The organism is Sulfitobacter sp. S223, from assembly GCF_025143825.1.
In the GTDB taxonomy this organism is placed as follows: domain Bacteria; phylum Pseudomonadota; class Alphaproteobacteria; order Rhodobacterales; family Rhodobacteraceae; genus Sulfitobacter.
Genome location: NZ_CP083560.1, coordinates 1,330,320 through 1,352,776, shown reverse-complemented (window position 1 = coordinate 1,352,776; position 22,457 = coordinate 1,330,320). Strand labels below are relative to the sequence as shown.

Here is a 22,457-nt window from a genome sequence, read left to right as displayed (position 1 = left end):
ATAGGGGCCAGTTCCGGCTTAGTTGCTGCTGGTGAGCGTTATACCAGCGACTTCTGCGGGTTCAATGGCAGGTCGCATCCCCAAAAGAGGGGCAACACGGCGGATCATCTCGGCCGCGATTGGCACAGCTGTCCAACCGGCGGTCCGACGCGGTTTGCCGCTGGAGGTTTCTACCGGCTCATCAAGTGTTACGACCAGCACATAGCGCGGATCATGCGCCGGGAACATCGAGGCGAAGGTCGTGATCGTCTTGTCTTTATAATAGCCGCCGCGCGGCTTTGGTTTGTCCGCAGTCCCCGTCTTGCCTGCCACGAAATAACCCGGAACTTCGCCAAAAGAGGCGGTGCCGTCCTCCCCGACCACAACGCTGCGCAGCATCTCGCGCGATGCGGCGGCCACGTCCGCGCGCATGACACGGTCCCCCATTACGGGACCGTTTTGTTTGAGCAGCGTCGGCTTTACGGCCCGTCCCCCATTGGCAATAGCAGCATAACCAGCCGCCAGATGCATGGCGGTGGTCGAAATGCCGTGACCGTAGGAAATGGTAACCGCAGACAAATCCGTATAGCGCGACGGCAAAAGCGGCGTGCTGCCAGAAGCTTCGATGATTTCAAAGGACGACTTATCAAAAAGACCAAGACTGCGCAGAAATTCTTGCTGGCGTTCTTTACCGATCATAAGCGCCAGGCGACCGGTGCCCCGGTTAGACGACTTTTCAATGATCTGGCTTACGCTGATCGTGCCGTAGTTCTTGTTGTGGAATTCACCGATGCGGTGACCGCCCACTTTCATCGGTCCGGCTGTATTTATCATCGTGCTTGCATTCACCAGCCCCAGCTCCATTGCCTGGGCGGCTGCGAAAATCTTGAACGTCGAACCAAGCTCGTAAACACCTTGGACCGAGCGATTGAACAGCGGGCTGTCAGAGGCATCCCCTTCGACCGCGGGGCGCGGCCGGTTGTTGGGATCAAAGCTTGGCAAGGAGACGACGCTGATGACTTCGCCGGTGTGGGCATCCATCAAAATCGAGGTCGCCCCCTTCGCGTTCATCAGCTTCATGCCGCCGTCCAGAACCCGCTCTGACGCGGCCTGAACGCTTAGATCAAGGCTTAGCTCAAGCGGCTTTCCAGCATTGGCAGGATCGCGCAGGTAATCGTCAAAGTATTTCTCTGCACCGGCTACACCGATAACTTCGGCTGCGCGCACACCTTCACGGCCAAAGCTTGCGCCACCCATGATGTGTGCAGCCAGTTTTCCATTCGGATAAAGGCGCATATCACGGGGTGCGAACAGCAGACCGGGGTCACCGATATCATGGACGGCCTGCATCTGCTCAGGGCTGATTTTCTTTTTCACCCACAAGAACTTACGCTTACCAGTGAAGTCTTTGATGAGGCGTTCTTCGTTCAGATCTGGGAATATTTTGGCCAGCTTGCGCGCGGCCCCTTCGCGGTCCACCATATGTGGCGGTTGGGCGTAAAGTGCGTGGGTATCCAGATTGGTCGCAAGAATATTGCCATTGCGATCTACGATGTCTGCGCGGGTATTCGCGATCACAGACCCGGGCGCGTGGGCGCGTGGCTCAACCGGATCGGAGACAGCAAGCAGCCCCATCCGTGCGCCCACAACAGCGAAAGCACAGAAAAAGAAAACGCCCAGCACCAGCAGGCGGCCCTCGGCACGGTTGCGATCACGGTCGCGCATCTGTTCGTGCCGGATACGACGGTTCTGGTGTTCGATCGCATCAGGATTTTCGCCGTTGGCACGCGCCTCAAGGATGCGCGCCAGCGGGCGCAGGGGAGTACGGATCATAGCGGATCCTCCGCGTTCATCGTGGAGACATCAATCGAGTTGGTGATCGGGAGTAAATCAGGGATCGGGTATTGCACTTCGTCCATCTGACCGAACTGGTCCGGGTGCAGCGGCAAAAGCTGGAGACGTTCGAAATTCAGCTCTGCCAGATCGCGCAGCCGGTCAGGACGGTTCTGGAACGCCCACTCGGCGCGCAAAATAGCCAAACGGGCGTATGCCTCGCGTGTTTCGGCATGAAGCCGGTCCGTGTTATTCAACACCGCCTGAGTGGCGTAATTTTCACGGTAGGCCCAAAAAGCCAGCCCGATCACACCCAGAGCAGTCAACACGTAAATAACCGATCTCATTTCTTTTTCCCCTTCATCATCGGCATGCCAATGGCCTTTGCCTCGATGCTGCCCGCTGGTGCATCCGTCCGCGTGGCCACGCGCAGTTTGGCGCTGCGGCTGCGAGGGTTTTCTTCCAGCTCCTGTTCATCCGGCCCAATGGCCTTGCGCGACTTCAGCGTGAACTGTGGTGCGTCCTGCACGGCCTGCGGCGCAAAGCGGTTGGCGTTGCCGCCCGCCCCGGCCCGTGCCGTCAAAAAGCGTTTAACCATCCTGTCCTCGACCGAATGGAACGTGACAACCGCCAGTTGGCCGCCGGGTTTAAGCGCGCGCTCAGCCGCCATCAGCCCGCCCCACAGCTCACCGTATTCATCGTTCACCGCGATGCGCAGTGCCTGAAATGTCCGTGTTGCGGGATGGCTCTGGTTCGGCTTGGGACGCGGCAAACAGCTTTCAACCAGCTTCGCCAGCTCCAGTGTGCGGGTGATGGGCGCGTCGGCGCGGGCCAGCACGATTTTCTTGGCGATCCGGCGGCTTGCGCGTTCTTCACCATAGAGAAAGATGATGTTAGCCAGCTCTTCTTCTGTGGCCTCATTAACCAGATCCGCAGCCGAAGGACCGTCCTGCGACATGCGCATGTCCAGCGGCCCGTCGCGCATGAACGAAAAACCACGTTCAGCAAGATCAAGCTGCATAGAGGAGACACCAAGATCCAGCACAACGCCGTCAAGGTTCTGGGCATATTCATCCATCTTCGAGAACACACCCTGCTGCATCACCAGCCGGTCACCGTATTCGTCCGCCCAAGGCTGCGCCATCTCGAACGCCAACGGATCGCGGTCCACCGCGATCACGCGCTCAGCACCTGCATCCAAAAGACCGCGTGTATAGCCGCCCGCCCCAAAGGTGCCATCCAGCCAGATGCCTTGCACTGGCGCGACAGCTTTCAGAATGGAACGGAGCAGAACCGGTATATGGGGGGAGGTCTGGTTGGCAGCCATGACCCGCTACGCTCCGACCGGGCCATCCAGGAACTGCATCGGATCGAAGTCCTCTGGCAGTTCGTCGAGCCATGCTTCCTGCTTGGCGCGTTCCTGGGTGTCATATGTTTCGGGCTGCCAAATCTGGAAAGTGTCACCCATCCCGATAAAGAAAGCTTCTTTTTCCAAGTCGATTTTTCCGCGCAGCTTTGCGGGAAGAACCAGACGCCCGGTTTCATCGACAGTCGTAGGGAACGACTGTCCGTGGAACAGGGCCTGTAGCATTTTGCGTTCCATTGAGCCGCGCGGCAACGCATCAATCTTGGCGTCCACCTCTTCGATGGCTTCCATGGTATAGCACTCAAGATAGCTGCGGCGGTGATCACCGTAGACAATAACAAGTTCGGGATTCTCGCCGCTTTTCCAGTTCGGATCGGACGCTTCCAGCACACGTCGAAAAGAGGCCGGTATGGAAACCCGCCCCTTCGTATCGACCTTGTGTTGGCTTTCGCCTCTGAACCGTCGGCTCACTGGATTTCCTTAATGCCTGCCCCTGCTGGCTTGGCCTTGTCCTTGGTCGCGCAATTTGCGCCTGTCTTTTTTTCGCCTGCCTGCGCACCCGTCGGTGCATGTCCTGGCGCGGTAGCCTGTAGAATCGGTGCGCACTTGCTGTGCGTCTTGCCGAAAGTAAAAAGGGCGGATTGATCTGCTGCCACTGATCAACCCGCCGCTTTATCCCGCTGTGCGGGGAAGTCCGACTGCGCGCGCCACCTGGGGGGATGTCTGCTCGCTCGCGCGCCGGATCTCTTGGTCTGATGAAATCGAGGTGCCTGTATGAAACCTGCTAGAGTTTATTGTTGCGTGGGGTCGTTTGGTGCCCCTGTTCTCGCTCTCATCCGATAAACAAGGGATGCCATGGGAAATCATGGGCGTCTACAATTATTTTCAAATTCGACTACCGCATTTAGTTCCCCACAGGCATGAAAAACAACATTTAGCGGCCAAATCTGCCAAATCTAGGGTACAATTAGCGCCACTTGGGAGACAAACAACAACATATAGACCAATTCCTGATGGCCCAAAATTTCCCATAATTTCCCAGAAAATTTTGCTCACAAAGTTATCCACAGGAAGTATTCCCCATTTGTTCCTATGTAAATGCCATTTATCGATCCGAATCGCTCAAAACCATTCAATCCGGCCATCATTTCCCATGGCAGAACGTAGCTGGATTCAAAAATCCCATCATTTCCCACACATCAGCCGCATCGGACGCTTGAACAACCCGCTGACCCTGCGCCCTGTGACCCATTTTCCGCACATGCCACGGCCTTCTAAGGCGATCTCCTTGCTTAACCCCTGCCAAACGGTCAAAAAGAACAGCACACAAACGAGGACACGCTCCCGGTGATCACGACACTCAACTTGCTACAAAGGGCCGTTGGTCTTCTTACAAAGCACCCTCTCAGAACAGTGACTGTGCTGGCTCCGGCGCTCGTGTTGATGGCGATTGTAGGATTTGCGGCGGCCATAATTGCCCCCGGCTTCCTCACGTCGGGTGCGCAAGGAACCGCCGCGGGCGGCTCATCTCTCGTGGTTTTGACGGCCTTTGTGCTCAGCTATGCCATGATGGCGATCCTGTGGCACCGCCATACACTTCACGACATGGGAGAGCAGCGCCCCATGACAGTGAGGCTGGTGTTTGGCTATATCTGGCGTGCGCTTGCCTTAACCGCGATACAAATTGCGGTTAACTTCGCATTAATAATTCCGCTTATTCTGAGCATCAGATCAAACGACGCCGACACAGCTGCCCCTGCGCTGGTATCGATTCTGCTATCGACGTTCATCACACAGCTTTTTCTACTTTGGCTGTCGCTCCGGCTCAGCCTGATCCTGCCTGCCGCCGCCTTGGGCAAACCGATCTCGATGGCGAAAAGCTGGCGCTATACAGTCTCGGTTTCCAGGCCGCTCTGGGGTGTCGCTGCGGTTCTTGCGCTCGCGAATACTTTGGCAACCAGCTTTATTACGTTAATAGATTTGGACAGCTCCGGCCACCAGTTGGCGATCGAGATGACAATCTACATCGCACAAGGCCTGCTGATCTTCAGCGTGCTGACCACGCTCTATTCCCTACAGGCCCGCCAGAAAGCCTGACCTGCTCAGGCCATACCGCCTTTTATCAGCCCCTCGGCAATGCGTGCATAGGCTTGCGCCATCGGTCCGTCACCAGCCGCCACTGGCATGCCACCATCCCCGGCAAGCCGCGTCTCCAGGTCAATCGGCAATGTCCCCAGCAGCGGCACGTCCATGCCTGCCGCCTCTGCGGCCACACCGCCCTGCCCGAAGATCGCATGCTCTGAACCACAATCGGGGCACACAAACATAGACATGTTTTCAATCAGGCCCAGCACAGGGGTCTTTAGCGTCGCGAACATATCGAGCGCCTTGCGCGCGTCGATCAGCGCCACATCCTGCGGTGTACTCACGACAATCGCGCCTGACAGTTCAGACTTGGTACACAGGGTCAGCTGCACATCGCCGGTACCAGGCGGCAGATCCACCAAAAGCACATCAAGCTCCCCCCACTCGACCTGCCCCAACATCTGCTGCAAGGCCCCCATCAGCATAGGACCACGCCAGATGGTCGCCTTACCCTCTTCCATCATGAAACCGATAGACATCAGCGTAACGCCGTGAGCCTTCAGCGGGATGATGGTTTTGCCATCTGGGCTGGCCGGACGTTTACTCACGCCCATCATGCGCGGAATACTGGGGCCGTAGATGTCTGCATCCAGCAATCCGACCTTGCGGCCCTGCTTGGCCAGTGCCACGGCGAGGTTGGTGCTGACGGTGGATTTACCAACGCCCCCCTTACCCGAACCGATTGCAAGGATGCGCTGAACACCACTCGGCTTTGTCGGGCCATCCTGTGGTTTGGGGTGCCCGCCGATCTTGAGGCTGGGTGGCGCGGCAGGTTTGGCGGCAGGCCCGTGCGCCGTGAGCGCAACAGTTGCTTTCGTTACACCTGCAATCTCCGAAACAAGCTTTTCCGCAGCATCCCGCAAAGGCGCCATCGACCGCGCAACATCTGCATTTGGTGCCTCGATCACGAAACGCACAGCGCCGTCTTCGACCGAAAGAGCGCGGACCAGATCGTGGTCCATGAGGCTGCGTCCGTCAGGCAAGTTGATCCTGTTCAGGGCCGCTTCTACATCTGCTTTGGTGACGGGCATCGCACTACTCCTTGTGACAGCGCATGACATCGCAGATCAGACAGAAATCGCAAGTCTCGGCGCTGCGGCATGTCATCACTTTCGCCCAAAATCCTGTGCACAAATATTAAGCAACAACCAACATATGCGCATGCCGCATGGCAGCATTGCGCAAAAAAAGATTGTGCAAGCGCAGCAATTAGCGCTAAAACAAATGCATGAAAGCAATCCTCCCGATGGTTTTCTTGAATATCAAAGAGGTTCCCATCCTCCTCCCGGGCATCTCTTTTCTTTAAGGCGGCGACATCTTCCTCCTCCCTGATGTCGTCGCCATTTTTTTATTCCAGCACCCGGCGCGCGATCACAGAACCGTGAGAATCTGTCAGTATTATTGCGTAGAAACAGCCGCATACCAAAATTTCTGCATATGCAAAAAATGCATAGCCGCATTGCAGCATTACGTCTTGAACCAAATGGTCAAATCCCTAAATACTGATCACAACAAGACGTAATCGAGATGAAAGAGAGCCAATGGCATACTTCACAGACACAACCGCAACCGTATCCACACAGCCACGCCGCATTGCAGCAATGTTCGATGCGATCGGTCTGAAGATGCGCCAGCGCAAAGTTTACCGCCAGACATATGATGAGCTGTGCACACTCACAGCACGCGATCTGGCCGATCTGGGCTTCTCGCGCGGTGACTTCCGTCGCCTGTCCCTTGAAGCGGCTGAAATGGTTAAATAAATCCCTATTCCCTGCGGGTCTTTCCTCCCATCGATCCGCAGGGGAATGACGGCACGGCAGAGTCTCACCTCCCTGATGACCCCGCGCTGTGAAAGCTGCATCTTTCCCTCCTCCCATTCGGAAGGGTGCACCTTATAGAGCGGCGGCCCCCACCTCCCTGGGGTCCGCCGTTTTGCATTTCCGGCATAACTGCTTCCGCGCGATAACCTATATCCTGTCGGAAAATCGCCACCTTTTTCGATCATTGTTTAAGGAACGTTGCGAAAAGGCAGGCTATCCAATGAAAATCATCCGTGTTTGTGCCCTTTTCTGGCTTTCTGTTGCGGCCCCCTCCTACGCAGATGTGCATCTGTTTGAAGCGGCAGGTATCACGCAAATCGAAAACATCGGCGCTTTGAAACAGAACCAACGCGCCGGATTGGAAAAATTCGCTGAGGGAAACCGCTATTTCGGTGCCATATTCATCGAGCAAGGCGGTTCAGGTTGGGGCTCTTTCACTGGTGCAAATCGTCTTGAGGACGCATTTGAACTGGCGCGTCGTATTTGCGACAAGTACGCCGATGAAGGAAAATGTGTATTAGCGGGCGTGACCTATCCAGCGGATATGGACACCGTAAATATCCCTCGGAACACGCTAAACAAACGCGCCAGTGAAAAATTCGGGATTTACCAAGGCAGGACAGAAGGACACCGCGCATTTTCCGTGTCCGGCAATACTGCTTTCGGCTGGGCCACACGGCGGGACTCTCTTCAGGAGGCAATCGAAGCAGCACTTACAAAGTGTTACGCCAGCAGCATGGCAAACCTTCTCAAGCTTGAGGTAGATTTGCGCAAACAGGCGATTGAAGACAAGTTTTATACCTGCACAATCATAGACAGTTCGGCACCGGACACGCCCCCCTCATAACTCTTAGAAGGGCACATCATCCGCAGCTGTCAAGAATCGCGCAACGACCTTCTTGTCGCCCGCTTTTTCAAAGGCGACTTCCAGTTTATCACCTTCAATCCCGATGATAGAGCCATAGCCGAACTTCTGGTGGAACACCCGCTCCCCCATAACAAAGCTGCTGGTTGCAGTCATATCAATGGTGACGTTTTTGGATTCGCTTGGCTGGCTCATCCCGCGCGTGCCTGCACGCGCTTGCAAACGCCGCCACCCCGGAGAATTGTAAACATTCGCCTCGGACGCGGCTTCGTGCAGCGTGCTTTGCGGCATGGCCGCGCCGTATCCACCTCCATAAAGGCCAGGAGGTGTCAGCACGTCCACATGCTGTTCGGGCAGTTCATCAATAAATCTGGACGGCATCGCGTTTTGCCACTGGCCAAATACCTGTCGGTTGGCCGCAAACGAAATGGTACAAATCTCTTCTGCGCGGGTGATGCCGACGTAGGCCAGCCGCCGCTCTTCCTCCAAACCCTTCAGTCCGCTTTCATCCATCGACCGCTGCGAGGGGAACAACCCATCTTCCCAACCGGGCAGGAACACGGCGGGAAATTCCAACCCCTTTGCCGCGTGCAGCGTCATGATAGAAACCTTGGCCCCTTCGCTTTCCTGCTCATTGTCCATGATCAGGCTGACATGCTCAAGGAATCCCTGCAAATTCTCGAATTGATCCAGCGCCTTAACCAGCTCTTTGATGTTCTCTAGACGCCCCGCCGCTTCGGGCGTTTTGTCGTTCTGCCAGTGACCGGTATAGCCGCTTTCGTCCAGAATCATCTCTGCCAGTTCAACATGGCTCATCTCTGGCGGGGCAAAGTCCATTCGAACCGGTCCACCGTCGTCCAACACGCTATCGTCATTCACTTCGATCCGCGGGCCACGCAGCTTGGATGACCAACGGTCGATCCCCTCTATCAGCAGCCGTAGTTGCGCGCCGCCCTTCCCGCCAATGCCGTTCTGAGAGAGCAAAATCCGTGCACCCTCAACAAGATTGGTGCCATTTTCCCGCGCCGCGCTTTGAATTTTCTTCTGGGCCACATCCCCAAGTCCGCGCTTGGGCGTGTTCACAATCCGCTCAAACGCAAGATCATCATCAGGAGAGGTCACAACGCGGAAGTAGGCCATCGCGTCCCTGATCTCGAGCCGTTCGTAGAACCGCGGGCCACCAATCACACGATACGGCAAACCGATGGTCAGGAACCGGTCTTCGAACGCGCGCATCTGGTGCGATGCACGCACGAGAATCGCCATGTGATCAAGGCTGAAGGGGCGCAGCCCGCGTGTGCCGCGCTGCATCGATTCGATCTCGTCTCCGATCCAGCGGGCTTCTTCAGCGCCATCCCAATGGCCGATCAGACGGAGTTTCTCTCCGTCCGTTGCCTCTGTCCACAACGTCTTGCCCAAGCGTCCGGCGTTACCGGCAATCACGCCGGAAGCAGCCGCAAGGATATGCGGGGTGGAACGGTAGTTCTGCTCAAGACGCACCACGTGCGAGCCCGGAAAATCCTTTTCAAACCGCAGGATATTGCCAACTTCGGCGCCGCGCCAACCATAGATCGACTGGTCGTCATCGCCCACGCAGCAGATATTCTTGTGACCTGCCGCAAGAAGGCGCAGCCACAGATACTGTGCGACGTTGGTATCCTGATATTCGTCAACAAGGATGTATTTGAACCAGCGTTGATACTGGTTCAACACGTCTTCATGCGTCTGGAAGATCGTGACCATATGCAACAGCAGGTCACCAAAATCAGTGGCGTTCAGTTCCAACAGACGTTTCTGGTAGGCGGCGTAAATTTCCGGGCCGCGATGATTATAGGCCCCGGCATCCGCCGCCGGTATCTTGTCCGGCGTCAATGCGCGGTTCTTCCAGTCGTCAATGATGCCTGCCAGCATCCTTGCGGGCCAACGTTTGTCATCAATGCCTTCGGCGGCTACCAACTGTTTCAGCAGACGAAGCTGGTCATCAGTATCCAAAATAGTGAAGTTTGATTTCAATCCTACCAGTTCGGCGTGGCGGCGCAGCAGCTTTACACAAATCGCGTGGAAAGTGCCGAGCCATGGCATTCCTTCAACCGGTTGGCCAAGCATGGCCCCAACGCGATTTTTCATCTCGCGCGCGGCTTTATTCGTAAACGTCACGGCCAGAATTTCGTTCGGGCGCGCGCGACCGGTGTTAAGCAGATGTACAATCCGTGCGGTCAGCGCACGTGTTTTCCCCGTGCCGGCCCCCGCCAGCATCAAAACCGGACCGTCCATTTTTTCCACAGCTTCACGTTGTGCGGGATTCAGACCATCAAGATACGGTTGTGGACGCGCTGCCATTGCACGCGCGGACAAAGAGGCGCCTTCAAAGGCGGCATTTTCATCAAAACTGCTCATGCCGGGTAAACTAGTCCGAAAGCCGTCGGAATTAAAGAGACGTTCGCACTATGTTCTACATCAATTTTCATGAGGCAGGTTTAGTGTGCCTTGGGCAGGGAAAATGCGCACCCAAAATTGGCATGCCCACGCTTGTGCGTTCCCTGACCTGTGGGATTAGGTGCGCGAAGTGGCAAACTGGTGCTGGACAAAGCATCGCGCTGACCGCCAAATGCTGTCATGGATCTGCATTCAAAATACCCCGCCCTCAGTGATTTGCGCACCCGCGCGCAAAAGCGAATTCCCAAATTCGTTTGGGAATATCTGGACAGTGGGACAGGTGACGAAGCCACGAAGACTCGTAACCGCATCGGCTTGGACAAACTGGGTATGATGCCCTCGATCCTGCACGGTGAGTTCACGCCCGATCTTTCGACAAACTTTCTGGGGCACGACATGCCCCTGCCTTTTGGCATCGCGCCGATTGGCATGTCTGGCCTGATGTGGCCCGACGCAGAGGGCCATCTGGCCCGCGCGGGTGCGCGCGCTGGCATACCTTATAGCATATCCACAGTCGCCACCCAAAGCCCCGAAGATATCGCACCACATCTGGGCGAACACGCATGGTTCCAGATGTATCCGCCCCGTGATGCGGAAATCCGCCGCGATATGCTCGCACGCGCGAAGGCAGCAGGGTTTTCCACGCTAATCCTTACTGTCGATGTCCCCGTCGCCAGCCGCCGCGAACGACAAGTCCGCTCTGGGCTCACCAATCCACCACGGCTGACCCCGCGCCTTTTGGCGCAGGTAGCGATGCGTCCTGCTTGGGCCATGGGCATGGCCCAGCGCGGCATGCCGCATATGCGCGGCTTGGACAAATACGCAAACGCGGCCACAGACGGTCTGTCGCCGACCGCGCATGTGGGCTACCTGCTGCGCACAGCGCCGGACTGGGAATATGTGAACTGGCTGCGCGACGAATGGGACGGCAATTTCTTGATAAAGGGCGTGCTGCGCGCCGAAGACGCCACAAAGCTGGAAGCATTGGGCGCCGACGGTATTTGGGTCTCTAACCACGCTGGCCGACAGTTTGACGGCGCCCCCGCCGCGATAGAAGCATTGCCCGACATCCGCGCCGCGACCAAGTTGCCGCTGGTCTTTGATAGCGGGATCGAAGGCGGGTTGGACATTCTGCGCGCATTGGCGCTTGGCGCTGACTTTGTCATGCTGGGGCGCGCATTCCACTTTGCGTTAGGGGCCTTGGGGCCAAAAGGTGTTGACCACCTGATCGACATTCTGGCCAAGGATATGGCCTCCAATATGGGCCAGATCGGCGCGCGCACATTAAAAGACCTGCCTGAGCCTATTTCGCTTTCGAATTGACGCGATTTCGAGAGCATCGGGTCGCCCACGCATCCTTGCCACAGTCGTAAAAGACGCTTTTGCAGCCGTTTTTGGAATTCTGACGAGGAACTGAAGCTAAATACCGCTTCTACCCAATGACACGCATTGCGGCACTGCAAAGGTTGTGGCTACAAATTGCCGGATATGCGCAACTGCAAAGGCTTCTCCATGACCGAATTCAGCAAAATCCTCATCGCGAACCGTGGCGAGATCGCCATTCGCATCATGCGTGCGGCCAATGAGATGGGTAAAACAACCGTCGCCGTGTTTGCTGAAGAAGACAAACTGGGGCTACACCGCTTCAAGGCAGATGAGGCTTACCGCATCGGTGCGGGGCTTGGCCCCGTCGCAGCCTATCTTAGCATCGACGAAATGATACGCGTGGCAAAAGACTGTGGCGCAGATGCTATTCACCCCGGTTATGGATTGCTTTCGGAGAATCCTGATTTCGTCGATGCCTGCGTTCAAAACGGCATCACCTTCATCGGCCCCAAGGCGGAAACCATGCGCGCGCTTGGCGATAAGGCTTCGGCGCGGCGCGTGGCGATAGAGGCTGGCGTGCCCGTTATCCCCGCCACAGAGGTTCTGGGCGACGATATGGCCGCGATCAAGAAAGAAGCGGCAGACGTCGGCTATCCGCTGATGCTCAAGGCGTCATGGGGCGGCGGCGGGCGCGGGATGCGTCCGATCTACAACGAGGAAGAACTGGAAGAAAAAATTCGTGAGGGCCGCCGCGAGGCCGAAGCCGCCTTTGGCAACGGCGAGGGCTATCTTGAAAAGATGATCCTCAAGGCACGGCACGTCGAGGTACAGATCCTTGGCGACCGTCACGGCGATATCTACCATCTGTATGAGCGTGACTGCTCGGTCCAGCGGCGCAACCAGAAGGTGGTGGAGCGTGCGCCCGCCCCCTACCTGACCGAAGAGCAACGCGCCCATGTTTGTGAGCTGGGTCGCAAAATCTGTGACCATGTCAGCTATGAATGTGCCGGCACCGTAGAGTTCCTGATGGATATGGAGACCGAGGAGTTCTTTTTCATCGAGGTGAATCCGCGGGTACAGGTTGAACACACAGTGACCGAGGAGGTGACTGGCATCGATATTGTGCAGGCGCAAATCCTGATCTCCGAGGGCAAAACAATTGCCGAGGCCACCGGAAAGGCCAGTCAGGCTGATGTCCAGCTATATGGTCACGCCCTGCAAACCCGCATTACCACAGAAGACCCGCTCAATAACTTCATTCCCGACTATGGCCGGATCACTGCGTTTCGTGAGGCCACCGGCATGGGCATCCGTCTGGACGGCGGCACCGCCTATTCCGGCGGCGTCATCACGCGCTATTATGACAGCCTGTTGGTCAAGGTAACGGCAAAGGCGCAAACGCCCGAACTGGCGATCGCACGCATGGACCGCGCTCTGCGCGAATTCCGCATCAGAGGCGTTAGCACGAACATTGCCTTCGTTGAGAACCTGTTGAAGCACCCGACGTTCCTGAACAACACCTACCACACCAAATTCATTGACGAGACGCCCGAGCTGTTCCAGTTCGCCGCGCGCAAGGACCGTGGCACCAAGGTGTTGACCTACATCGCCGATATTACCGTCAATGGTCACCCCGAGACCAAAGACAAACCCCTGCCCGCCCACGCAACCCGTGCGCCACTACCACCCGTAAGCCGCGCAGAGCCGATGATGGGTACCCGCAACCTGTTAGAGCAGAAAGGCCCGCAAGCTGTGGCCGACTGGATGAGCCAGCAGCGCCAGCTTTTGATCACAGACACAACCATGCGCGACGGGCACCAAAGCCTGCTTGCCACCCGTATGCGTAGCCACGACATGATCAAGGTTGCCCCTGCCTACGCTGCCAATCTGCCCACACTGTTTTCTGTCGAATGCTGGGGCGGCGCGACCTTTGACGTGGCCTACCGGTTCTTGCAGGAATGTCCGTGGCAGCGCCTGCGCGACATTCGCGAACGGATGCCGAACATCATGACGCAAATGCTTTTGCGTGCCTCAAACGGCGTCGGCTACACCAACTACCCTGACAATGTGGTCCAACACTTTGTCAAAACCGCCGCGACTTCCGGCGTGGATGTATTCCGCGTTTTCGACAGCCTCAACTGGGTGGAGAACATGCGTGTAGCCATGGATGCCGTGATTGACGCAGGCAAAGTCTGTGAGGGCACGATCTGCTATACTGGCGATATTTTCGATCCTGACCGCGCCAAATACGATCTGAAATACTATGTCGCGATGGGCAAGGAACTGAAAGCGGCAGGCGCCCATGTGCTTGGCCTCAAGGACATGGCAGGTCTTTTAAAACCCGCACAGGCGCGCCAGCTTGTAACCGCGCTGAAGTCAGAGGTTGGATTGCCGCTGCACTTCCACACCCATGACACAGCAGGCATTGCCTGCGCGACAATTCTGGCGGCCAGCGAAGCAGGCGTGGACGCTGTTGACTGCGCGATGGATGCGTTTTCGGGCAATACGTCTCAGGCGACGCTGGGATCGGTGGTTGAGGCGCTGCGCCACACCGATCGTGACACCGGTCTTGATATGACCGCTGTCCGAGAAGTTTCAGACTATTGGGAAGAAGTACGCCACCAGTACGCCGCTTTCGAGACAGGCATGCAGGCGCCCTCCTCCGAGGTTTATCTGCACGAGATGCCAGGCGGGCAGTTCACCAACCTCAAGGCGCAGGCCGCAAGCCTTGGCCTTGATGACCGCTGGCCCGAAGTGGCACGCACCTACCGCGATGTGAACCAGATGTTCGGCGATATCGTTAAGGTAACGCCAAGCTCGAAGGTTGTGGGTGATATGGCGCTGATGATGGTGTCCCAAGGGCTGACGCGCGCGCAGGTCGAAGACCCTGCTACCGATGTGTCCTTCCCCGATTCTGTCATCGACATGATGCGCGGCAATCTGGGCCAACCTCCCGGCGGCTTTCCCGATACAATTGTGAAAAAGGTTCTTAAGGACGAAAAACCCAATCTGGAACGCCCCGGCGCACATTTGGCGCCTGTTGATCTAGAATCAGTGCGCGAGGAGCTGTCGGCCCAATTTGACGGCGCGGTGATTGATGACGAAGATCTTGCAGGCTACCTGATGTATCCAAAGGTCTACACCGATTACATGAGCCGCCATGCCACATATGGGCCCGTGCGCACGCTGCCGACGCCAACGTTCTTCTACGGTATGGAAGCCAGTCAAGAAATCTCTGCTGAAATCGACCCCGGAAAGACACTGGAAATCCGCCTGCAGGCCATTGGCGATACCAATGAGGATGGCGAAGTGAAGGTGTTCTTTGAATTGAACGGTCAGCCACGCGTGATCCGCGTGCCGAACCGTCTGGTTAAAGCCACCACCGCACAGCGCCCCAAAGCGGAAACAGGCAACCCCAACCACATCGGTGCACCGATGCCGGGTGTTGTAGCGTCTGTCGGGGCCGTAGTCGGAGCTGCTGTGAAAGCAGGCGACTTGCTGCTAACCATCGAAGCGATGAAGATGGAGACAGGCCTGCATGCCGAACGTGATGCGGTCGTCAAAGCTGTGCATGTCGTTCCTGGCGGACAGATCGACGCCAAGGACCTGCTGGTAGAGCTGGAATAAAGAGCCGCCCCTCCCCCACGCCGTATCAAGCGGTTTTGCGACGCTGGAAATTCCGGCGTCGCGATTCTTTGTGGGGCTGGGTTTCAGATTGCTGACGTTGAATCAGAGTGTTTGGTCCGGTCGTGACTGGGTCACGTCCCGTGACACCCCGCTCCAGCCTCCCGACGAACACTGTCATGCCGCCCCAAGGGTTAAATGCTTCAAGATTGAGGTGGTCAATCGCTGTCCTGATCAGCGACTTTTGATCCCGAAGCAAAGTTTTTGCAAAAGAGGTGAAATTACCTCTTGCGGCATCCGGCGCGTAGGGCTAAATCACCCCCACTAACGGATGCGGGCGTAGCTCAGGGGTAGAGCATAACCTTGCCAAGGTTAGGGTCGGGCGTTCGAATCGCCTCGCCCGCTCCAGTTAGTCTGATCCACCCCGATCAGAAAACGGTAAGGTCACCTTCGGGCGGCCTTTCGTCGTTTCAGCCCCCCCATCACAAGCATCGGTAAAAGAAGAACAAATTCCGAATCTCCGTGATCTAAACTTGATGAACCGCCGCCCATCCAATTGAGAAGGAATGCGCGACGGCTCATTGCTTAGGGACCTGACCTGACAGGTTTCGATCAGGAAGCGACAGCTTTCATAAAGCGGTCGCGGATCACCACAGGGTCCATCGTAATGACCGGCAATTTGATGTTGCCGCTGTCGCATTTGCACACGATCACGGTCATCTTTTTGCTGTCGATGGCATCTTGCAGTACCTTGCCGGTGTCTACATCGTTACACACAACGACATTCTCGCAGCCGCACGCCTCTGCCACCTTTTCAAGCTTTGTTTTTTTGCCCGCATAGGTCGGCTGGTCACCGGTCGATCCGTAAGAGCCGTTGTCGATGATGAGCAGGATGTAATTATCCGCCACATTGTTTGCGATCGTCGGCAGCGTACCAAGGTTTGTCAGAACAGAACCGTCACCATCGATCGAAATGACCGTTTTAGGTTGTGACAAGGCAAGGCCCAGACCAATGGACGAAGACAGCCCCATGGTCCCCAACATGTAAAAGTTGGTTGGTTGGTCATCGATCATATGCAGTTCTTGGCTCGGTAAACCGATATTGCAGACGACAAGGTGGTCGCGGATGATAGGCGCGATATCGCGCAGGATTTCAGAGCGTATCATTGATCTCCGTAGCCTCCCCAAAAGTTTGCATCGGTCAGGATCGCGACCGGCTTGTTGCACATGAAGGTGTATTTCAGAATTGCATCCAGCTCTTCCACGTCCTTTTGGTGGTGAAAGTGGTAGGTTGGAATTTTCATTTCTGCCAGCAGTGCCTTTGTGTGCACGGCCATCTCGACCTGACAGGCCACAGGTTCGCGCAGTTCACCCCGGTAGCTGATCAGCATCGGCAGAGGCATGCGGTAGTATTGGATCAGCGTTGCCAGCGTATTGATCGTCACGCCTATGGCGGTATTCTGCATGATGATCGCAGGGCGTTTGCCCCCCATGAAAGCACCGGCGCACAGGCCCATACCTTCGTCTTCCTTATTGGAGGGTATGTGAAAGATTTCGTCGCGCGCGTCGATCTCTTCGATCACACCGGCCAGCTGCTTGCAGGGGACGGTGGTGACAAATGAGATGCCATTGGCGACAAGATCATCCGTGATCTTCTTGTCGATGTTCATCTTGTGTGAGCCTTTCCAGAGTTTAATGGGATTAATCGGGTTGGCGGCACACATGCACCGCACAATTGGCATGGCGCACGACCCGCGCGGCGGTCGAGCCGAGCAAGAAGCGTCCGAGCCCCGGGTTATGAGAGCCGATGACGATGAGATCGATCTCATGCTCATTGGCAAAATCGATGATCGCACGCGATGTGTGACCCTTGATCAGTTCAGGCGTGACATGGGGGATGTCTTTCGTTTTTGCCGTTAATTGCGCGCGCGCATCCTCATACCCCGCCTTGACCACATCGGCGTCCAGATAGGCGCTGACAGACCCTTGTGGCAATTCATATACGTGTAAAGCAATGATTGTGCCCCCCGCCGCACGAAGCGCTTCTGCAATGGCCAGCGTGTCAGCGGACAGGCCGTGGTTCAGCGCCATGGGAACCAGAATCTTATGATACATTTGTTTTGCTCCTTTGTCTCAGGTCCACGGATCCAGAATGATCTTGGGCTCTGCGACTTCTCCTTGTCTCAGTGCCGCAAATGCGGCTGCCCCCTCCGAAAGAGGCATATGTAGACACCAGTCAAGCGCACCCAGACTGCCGTCAAATATCGCCGCTGCCGTGTCGCGAAAATCTTGGGCTGTGTACGTGTAGGTGCCGATAAAAGTGATCTCTTGCAATGTCATACGCCGCACATCCAGCCCACCTGCGTCTTCTCCCAGCCCTACATGGGCGATGACACCACCGGGTGATGCCAGTGCGGACGCGGCTGCGCGCGTCGCAGCATAGCCAACAGCGTCAATCAACACTGGATATTGCCCTTCTGCTTTGCTCACTGTCCGCTCGCCCAGCGCCGCAAGAAAGTCGCGGCGTGCTGCGTTTGGCTCGACTATCGTGACATTGCTCACACCCATGGCACGCAAAGCAAGGGCGGCGGCCAGCCCAATGGCCCCGCCCCCGATCACCAGCGCGCGCCTTTCGTCGGTGGGATGACGTGCGGCCAACGCCAGCCGGACCGCGTGCCAACTTACCGCCAACGGCTCGGCCAGAGCGGCACGCGCAAGGGGTATATCATCCGGTACGGTCACCAGATTTCTATTGGGCATCGCAATATACTGGGCAAAGGCCCCTTCACGTGGCGGCATCGAGATGATCTGCCGGTCGGGGCAAAGATTTTCACGTGCCGAGGCACAGGCTGGACACATACCACAGGTTACCAATGGGTTGACCGTAACGCGCCGACCATCCATCTCCCCGCCGACAACCACGCCAGCCGCCTCATGTCCAAGGATCAGCGGCGCAGGACGGCGCGCATCATGACCCAGATAGGCATGCATGTCAGAGCCACAAATACCAACGGCCTCAACGCGGATCAGGTGCTCTCCCTGCTCCGCTACGGCGTCAGGCACATCGCGGTAGCCAAGCACTTCAACCCCTTCATACACCAACGCTTTCATTTTGCGGTAAACCCTCCGTCCACCATCAGCACCTGCCCTGTCACGTAGGATGATGCGTCTGAGCACAGGAAAAGAAGCGGCCCATCCAGATCTTCAAGACGGCCATTACGCCCCATGCAGGTCTGCGCCGCATTACGCGCGGCACGCTCCGGATCACGAAAGACAGCCTCGGTCAGTTCGGTCGGAAAAAAACCCGGCCCGATGGCATTGGCGGTGATCCCGTGCCGCGACCATGCTTCGGCCATTGCGCGGGTCAGTTGGGCGATGCCTGCCTTGCTTGCCCCATATGCAATGCCGCCCGGAAAGGCGCGTGTGGTCTGGAGCGAGGCGAAATTCACAATCCGGCCCCAGCCTTTTTCGCGCATGTCAGGCACAAGTGCTTGTGACAGAAAGAACGGGGCGGACAGATTAAGGGCCAGAGTAACATCCCATCCGTCAGGCGTGACGTCATCTGCTGCCTGACGCGTGTTCACGCCGGCCGCGTGAACCAAGATGTCGGGCGCACCAAATGGGGCTGAGATTGCCGCCGCAAGATCTGCTATCCTTGCGCGGTCGGCGACATCCGCGACCACGCTTGCGCCGCCGGTTTCAGCTTCAAGTGCGGCCAATGCATCATCGCGCCGTGCAACCCCCACCACCTGTGCACCCGCCGCAGCCAGCGCCACCGCAGCACGCCGCCCAAGGCCGGAACTGGCACCCGTCACACAGGCCACCCGCCCGCTTAGGTCAAAGAGCGCGGCCGGGTCAGCCATCTGCGGTCAGATCAAACGTCTCATCGGGAAAGTATTTGGCAAGCCGTACATCAGCTGCGCGGGCATGGCCCTCCATCCCTTCCAAACGGCTGATACGTGCCGTGGCTTGCGCGACTTTTTTCGAGCCTTCCCGCGTCGACCGCTGCCATGTGACGATCTTCATGTACTTATGCACCGACAAGCCGCCTGTATACCCCGCCGCACCCGAAGTCGGCAGAACATGGTTTGTGCCTGATGCCTTATCACCGAAAGAAACCGTGGTTTCCTCTCCGAGGAACAGCGAGCCATAGCAGGTCAAGCGATCCAGCCACCAATCAAGATCCTCAGCCTGCACGGTCAGGTGTTCTGGCGCATAGTCATCCGAGCATGCGGCCATCTCTTCGCGATCAGCGCAAAGGATTACCTCCGCATAGTCGCGCCAAGCAGCAAAGGCGTTCTCGCGGTTCAATTCAGGTAAATCGGCAATCAAATCAGGCACCATCCCCATAACCGTTTCAGCCAACGCCCGGTCATCTGTCACCAGCCAGACCGGCGAATTATAGCCATGCTCGGCCTGAGATACCAAATCCGTCGCAACGATATGCGGGTCCGCGCCTTTGTCAGCAAGAACAAGACTATCAGTCGGGCCCGCAATCATGTCGATCCCGACACGGCCAAACAGGATGCGCTTTGCCTCTGCCACAAACTGGTTGCCCGGCCCGACAAGTATGTTGGCCTCTGGCAGGCCGAACAGACCAAACGTCATTGCAGCCACGCCCTGCACGCCACCCATCGCCATGATCTTGTCCGCGCCACAGATATGGGCTGCGTAGACAATGGCCGGATTGATGCCTTGATCGGGGCGTGGTGGTGAGCATGCGGTGATATGACGGCAACCTGCAACTTTGGCTGTGGTGACAGTCATGATCGCAGAGGCGATATGGCTATAGCGCCCACCCGGCACATAGCAACCGGCCGCATCCACCGGAATCGCCTTCTGACCGGCAATCAGCCCCGGCACGACCTCAAGCTGCACATCCGAAACGGTCGCCTTTTGCGCCTCTGCAAACCGCTTTACGTTATCGTGCGAAAACCTGATATCGGCTTTCAGCTTTTCAGGCACCAGCGCACACGCGGCCGCGATATCGTCCGCATTCAACAGCACATTGCCGTCATAGCCATCAAATTTCTTGGCGTATTCCAAGGCGGTTGCATCACCGCCCGCTTCGATATCACCAAGGATCTTGGTCACAATCTCATGGGTCTTGGATGCACCGGATTCTGCAGTGAGCGTCGCTTTCTTAAGGTATTCACGTGTCATGGGATTGGTCCTACTTATAGATCTCGGGCAGCAAGGTTGTTGAAAGCGCTGGCACGTAGGCGATCAGCAAAACCACAACAAACATGCACAATACGAAGGGAATAGCGCGCGCTGCGATCTTGAGGATCGACTCGCCCGTTATGCCGGAGACGACGAACAGGTTAAGCCCCAGCGGCGGCGTAATGAAACCCACCCCCAACGCTGTGATCATCATAATGCAGAACTGAATTTCGTTCATGCCTATATTATCAGCAAGCGGCTTGAGGATCGGGGCAAGGATCACGATGTTCGGCGTGGTCTCCATCACGCAGCCAGCCGCGATGAGAATACCGATCATCAGCAGGATCAGCAGCCAAGGCTCGTTCGTAAGCTGCGTCACAGAGGTCACAAACCCCTGCGGCACCCCCATGATCGCCAGCGCTTCGGCAAGGGGCGCCGAGAAGGCGATGATCGGCAGGATCACCCCGTTCACCTTGGCCGAGCTGACCAGCATTGCGGGAAAATCTGCAAGCTTGAGCGTGCCAAGGATGAAGCCCATGATGATGGTGACGACAACAGCAGTGGCGCCTGCCTCTGTTGGTGTCAGACGGCCTGAGAAGATGCCGTAAAAGATGATACCTGGCACAATAAACGCATACCAGCCGGATTTAAGCGCACGCCCCAGATTGGCAGCCCACTCCGAGGCAGAGATGTTGCCGCCGCCCTCATAGCCGTGGATGCGGTTGACGATCAGATTTGTCACCAGAATGGAGATCAGGATGGCAAGGCCGGGGATAAGCGCTGCTAGAAATAGCGTCGAGGCAGAGATGCCCAATACCAGACCGATGATGATATAAGCGATAGATGGCGGGATCAGGATGCCGGTACAGGCCCCTGCCGCCACCAACGCGCAGGCATAAGGGCGCGGGTAGCCGCTCTCGACTAGTCGGGCGATGGTCATGCGGCCCACCGCCGCCGCGCCCGCCGCGTCCGAGCCGGAGATGGCCGCGAACATGCCACAGACCAGCACGGTGGCAGAGCCGAAACCGCCCTTAGCGAAATTGGTCAGCGCTTCGGCCACGTCCAGAAACTTGCGCGAAAGCCCGGTACGTACCAACACATCACCGGTCAGGATAAACAACGGCACCGCCGTCAGCGCGAAAGCGTCGATGCCCGCGAACAGGCTTTCTCCCACAAGGCTAAGTGGCAGGTCGCCCGACATCCACAGCATAGTGATTGCTGCAGCGCCGATGGCAGCCCAGACAGGCACAGCCAAAGCGATAAGCGCCACAAAGAGCAACACCGGCAGGTAGAAATCCCACCCCAACTCAACCGTTTGCGCGACCTGGTTCCAAAGCATGATCTACCCCTCAATCAAACAAGGTGTCGCCCTGAAAGACAGGCGTGCCATCCCTCAGGCTGCGCAGATCACGCATAAAAGATTGCAAGAGTCGCCAGATGATCAAGGTGAATCCGACTGGCACCGCCATCAGGAACCAGACCTTCGAGACTCGCAAACCATCCGTGACCGATCCGAATTTGGCCGAGACATGCACCGTCTCGAATGACCAATAAAGCGCGATGATGGCGACCGCGAGCATCACCAGATCACCGAAGATATACAGCAGCGCCTTGGCCCGTGGTGGCAGGTAATGCATGATCACATCAATGCGGATGTGCGCGCGTTCTTTCACCGCTGCCGCAGCGCCGATCCAAGCCAGATAGATAAAGGAATAGCGGACAATCTCCTCTCCCCAGATGGAGGAATAAGAGAACAGTTCGCGGCGGATCACCTCTACGGCCATTGTCGCCACCAGCATGACGTAGAATGTCAGCAGCAACCAGCGTTCGGCATCTCGATCAATTCTGCGCAAAATATCCATACGGCATCCGATCAAAGGGCATGAAGACGCGGCAAAGG

Annotated in this window: 19 protein-coding genes and 1 tRNA gene; 6 read left to right on the top strand and 14 right to left on the bottom strand. The window is 57.0% G+C overall.

What is annotated here, in order from left to right; translation table 11 throughout:
• Positions 1-18 precede the first annotated feature (18 nt).
• The 4 genes from K3757_RS06520 to mraZ are packed head-to-tail and all read right to left on the bottom strand — an operon-like array spanning position 19 to position 3,649.
• Positions 19-1,812 carry a penicillin-binding protein 2 gene (locus K3757_RS06520; RefSeq protein WP_260000314.1) on the bottom strand — a complete coding sequence of 598 codons (1,794 nt, stop codon included), beginning with the start codon at positions 1,810-1,812 and terminating at the stop codon, positions 19-21.
• The gene (locus K3757_RS06515; protein WP_260000312.1) at positions 1,809-2,159 is read right to left on the bottom strand and encodes a cell division protein FtsL; all 351 of its coding nucleotides are present in this window, start codon (positions 2,157-2,159) and stop codon (positions 1,809-1,811) included. The genes K3757_RS06520 and K3757_RS06515 overlap by 4 nt, the downstream gene beginning before the upstream one ends.
• Positions 2,156-3,139: a 16S rRNA (cytosine(1402)-N(4))-methyltransferase RsmH gene (gene rsmH, locus K3757_RS06510; RefSeq protein WP_260000310.1), complete on the bottom strand. Its 984-nt coding sequence runs from the start codon at positions 3,137-3,139 to the stop codon at positions 2,156-2,158. Before rsmH ends, K3757_RS06515 begins: the two co-directional genes overlap by 4 nt.
• 6 nt (positions 3,140-3,145) lie before the next feature.
• Complete coding sequence (gene mraZ, locus K3757_RS06505) at positions 3,146-3,649, bottom strand: division/cell wall cluster transcriptional repressor MraZ (RefSeq protein ID WP_260000308.1); 504 nt, start codon at positions 3,647-3,649, stop codon at positions 3,146-3,148.
• 876 nt (positions 3,650-4,525) lie between these two features.
• On the opposite strand from mraZ, the gene K3757_RS06500 reads away from it, so the two are divergent.
• Entirely contained in the window at positions 4,526-5,275 is a 750-nt protein-coding gene (locus K3757_RS06500) for a hypothetical protein (RefSeq protein WP_260000306.1), read from the top strand.
• A 5-nt stretch (positions 5,276-5,280) separates the two neighbouring features.
• Here K3757_RS06500 and K3757_RS06495 read toward each other — a convergent pair whose 3' ends face one another.
• Positions 5,281-6,354 (bottom strand): Mrp/NBP35 family ATP-binding protein, encoded by a 1,074-nt coding sequence (locus K3757_RS06495; RefSeq protein WP_260000305.1) that lies wholly within the window; start codon positions 6,352-6,354, stop codon positions 5,281-5,283.
• 510 nt (positions 6,355-6,864) lie between these two features.
• On the opposite strand from K3757_RS06495, the gene K3757_RS06490 reads away from it, so the two are divergent.
• Both K3757_RS06490 and K3757_RS06485 read left to right on the top strand, forming a co-directional pair.
• Entirely contained in the window at positions 6,865-7,083 is a 219-nt protein-coding gene (locus tag K3757_RS06490) for a DUF1127 domain-containing protein (protein ID WP_260000303.1), read from the top strand.
• Between the two features lie 280 nt (positions 7,084-7,363).
• Positions 7,364-7,990: a hypothetical protein gene (locus tag K3757_RS06485; RefSeq protein ID WP_260000301.1), complete on the top strand. Its 627-nt coding sequence runs from the start codon at positions 7,364-7,366 to the stop codon at positions 7,988-7,990.
• Positions 7,991-7,993: 3 nt separating this feature from the next.
• On the opposite strand, the gene K3757_RS06480 is transcribed toward K3757_RS06485, so the two are convergent.
• Positions 7,994-10,405 (bottom strand): ATP-dependent helicase, encoded by a 2,412-nt coding sequence (locus K3757_RS06480; protein WP_260000299.1) that lies wholly within the window; start codon positions 10,403-10,405, stop codon positions 7,994-7,996.
• A gap of 219 nt (positions 10,406-10,624) precedes the next feature.
• Here K3757_RS06480 and K3757_RS06475 point away from each other — a divergent pair, with 219 nt between their 5' ends.
• The 3 genes from K3757_RS06475 (at position 10,625) to K3757_RS06465 (ending at position 15,802) form a co-directional block, all read left to right on the top strand.
• The gene (locus tag K3757_RS06475) at positions 10,625-11,767 is read left to right on the top strand and encodes an alpha-hydroxy acid oxidase (RefSeq protein WP_260000296.1); all 1,143 of its coding nucleotides are present in this window, start codon (positions 10,625-10,627) and stop codon (positions 11,765-11,767) included.
• Between the two features lie 189 nt (positions 11,768-11,956).
• A complete protein-coding gene (locus K3757_RS06470) occupies positions 11,957-15,397 on the top strand; it encodes a pyruvate carboxylase (RefSeq protein WP_260000295.1) in 3,441 nt (1,146 codons plus the stop codon).
• Positions 15,398-15,727: 330 nt separating this feature from the next.
• Positions 15,728-15,802 (top strand) — tRNA-Gly (locus K3757_RS06465).
• A gap of 204 nt (positions 15,803-16,006) precedes the next feature.
• Here the strand turns inward: K3757_RS06465 and comE are convergent.
• The 8 genes from comE to K3757_RS06425 are packed head-to-tail and all read right to left on the bottom strand — an operon-like array spanning position 16,007 to position 22,419.
• Positions 16,007-16,561 carry a sulfopyruvate decarboxylase subunit beta gene (gene comE, locus K3757_RS06460; protein WP_260000293.1) on the bottom strand — a complete coding sequence of 185 codons (555 nt, stop codon included), beginning with the start codon at positions 16,559-16,561 and terminating at the stop codon, positions 16,007-16,009.
• A complete protein-coding gene (gene comD, locus K3757_RS06455) occupies positions 16,558-17,064 on the bottom strand; it encodes a sulfopyruvate decarboxylase subunit alpha (protein ID WP_260000290.1) in 507 nt (168 codons plus the stop codon). Before comD ends, comE begins: the two co-directional genes overlap by 4 nt.
• Before the next feature lie 31 nt (positions 17,065-17,095).
• Positions 17,096-17,509, bottom strand: coding sequence for a universal stress protein (locus tag K3757_RS06450; RefSeq protein WP_260000288.1), 414 nt, complete (start codon positions 17,507-17,509; stop codon positions 17,096-17,098).
• Positions 17,510-17,527: 18 nt separating this feature from the next.
• A complete protein-coding gene (locus K3757_RS06445; RefSeq protein WP_260000286.1) occupies positions 17,528-18,505 on the bottom strand; it encodes an alcohol dehydrogenase catalytic domain-containing protein in 978 nt (325 codons plus the stop codon).
• On the bottom strand, positions 18,502-19,257 hold the full coding sequence (locus K3757_RS06440; protein ID WP_260000284.1) for an SDR family NAD(P)-dependent oxidoreductase: 756 nt from the start codon (positions 19,255-19,257) through the stop codon (positions 18,502-18,504). Before K3757_RS06440 ends, K3757_RS06445 begins: the two co-directional genes overlap by 4 nt.
• Entirely contained in the window at positions 19,250-20,557 is a 1,308-nt protein-coding gene (gene hisD / locus K3757_RS06435; protein ID WP_260000282.1) for a histidinol dehydrogenase, read from the bottom strand. Before hisD ends, K3757_RS06440 begins: the two co-directional genes overlap by 8 nt.
• Before the next feature lie 10 nt (positions 20,558-20,567).
• Positions 20,568-21,896 (bottom strand): TRAP transporter large permease, encoded by a 1,329-nt coding sequence (locus K3757_RS06430; protein ID WP_260000280.1) that lies wholly within the window; start codon positions 21,894-21,896, stop codon positions 20,568-20,570.
• Between the two features lie 10 nt (positions 21,897-21,906).
• The gene (locus tag K3757_RS06425; RefSeq protein ID WP_260000278.1) at positions 21,907-22,419 is read right to left on the bottom strand and encodes a TRAP transporter small permease; all 513 of its coding nucleotides are present in this window, start codon (positions 22,417-22,419) and stop codon (positions 21,907-21,909) included.
• Positions 22,420-22,457: the final 38 nt, after the last annotated feature.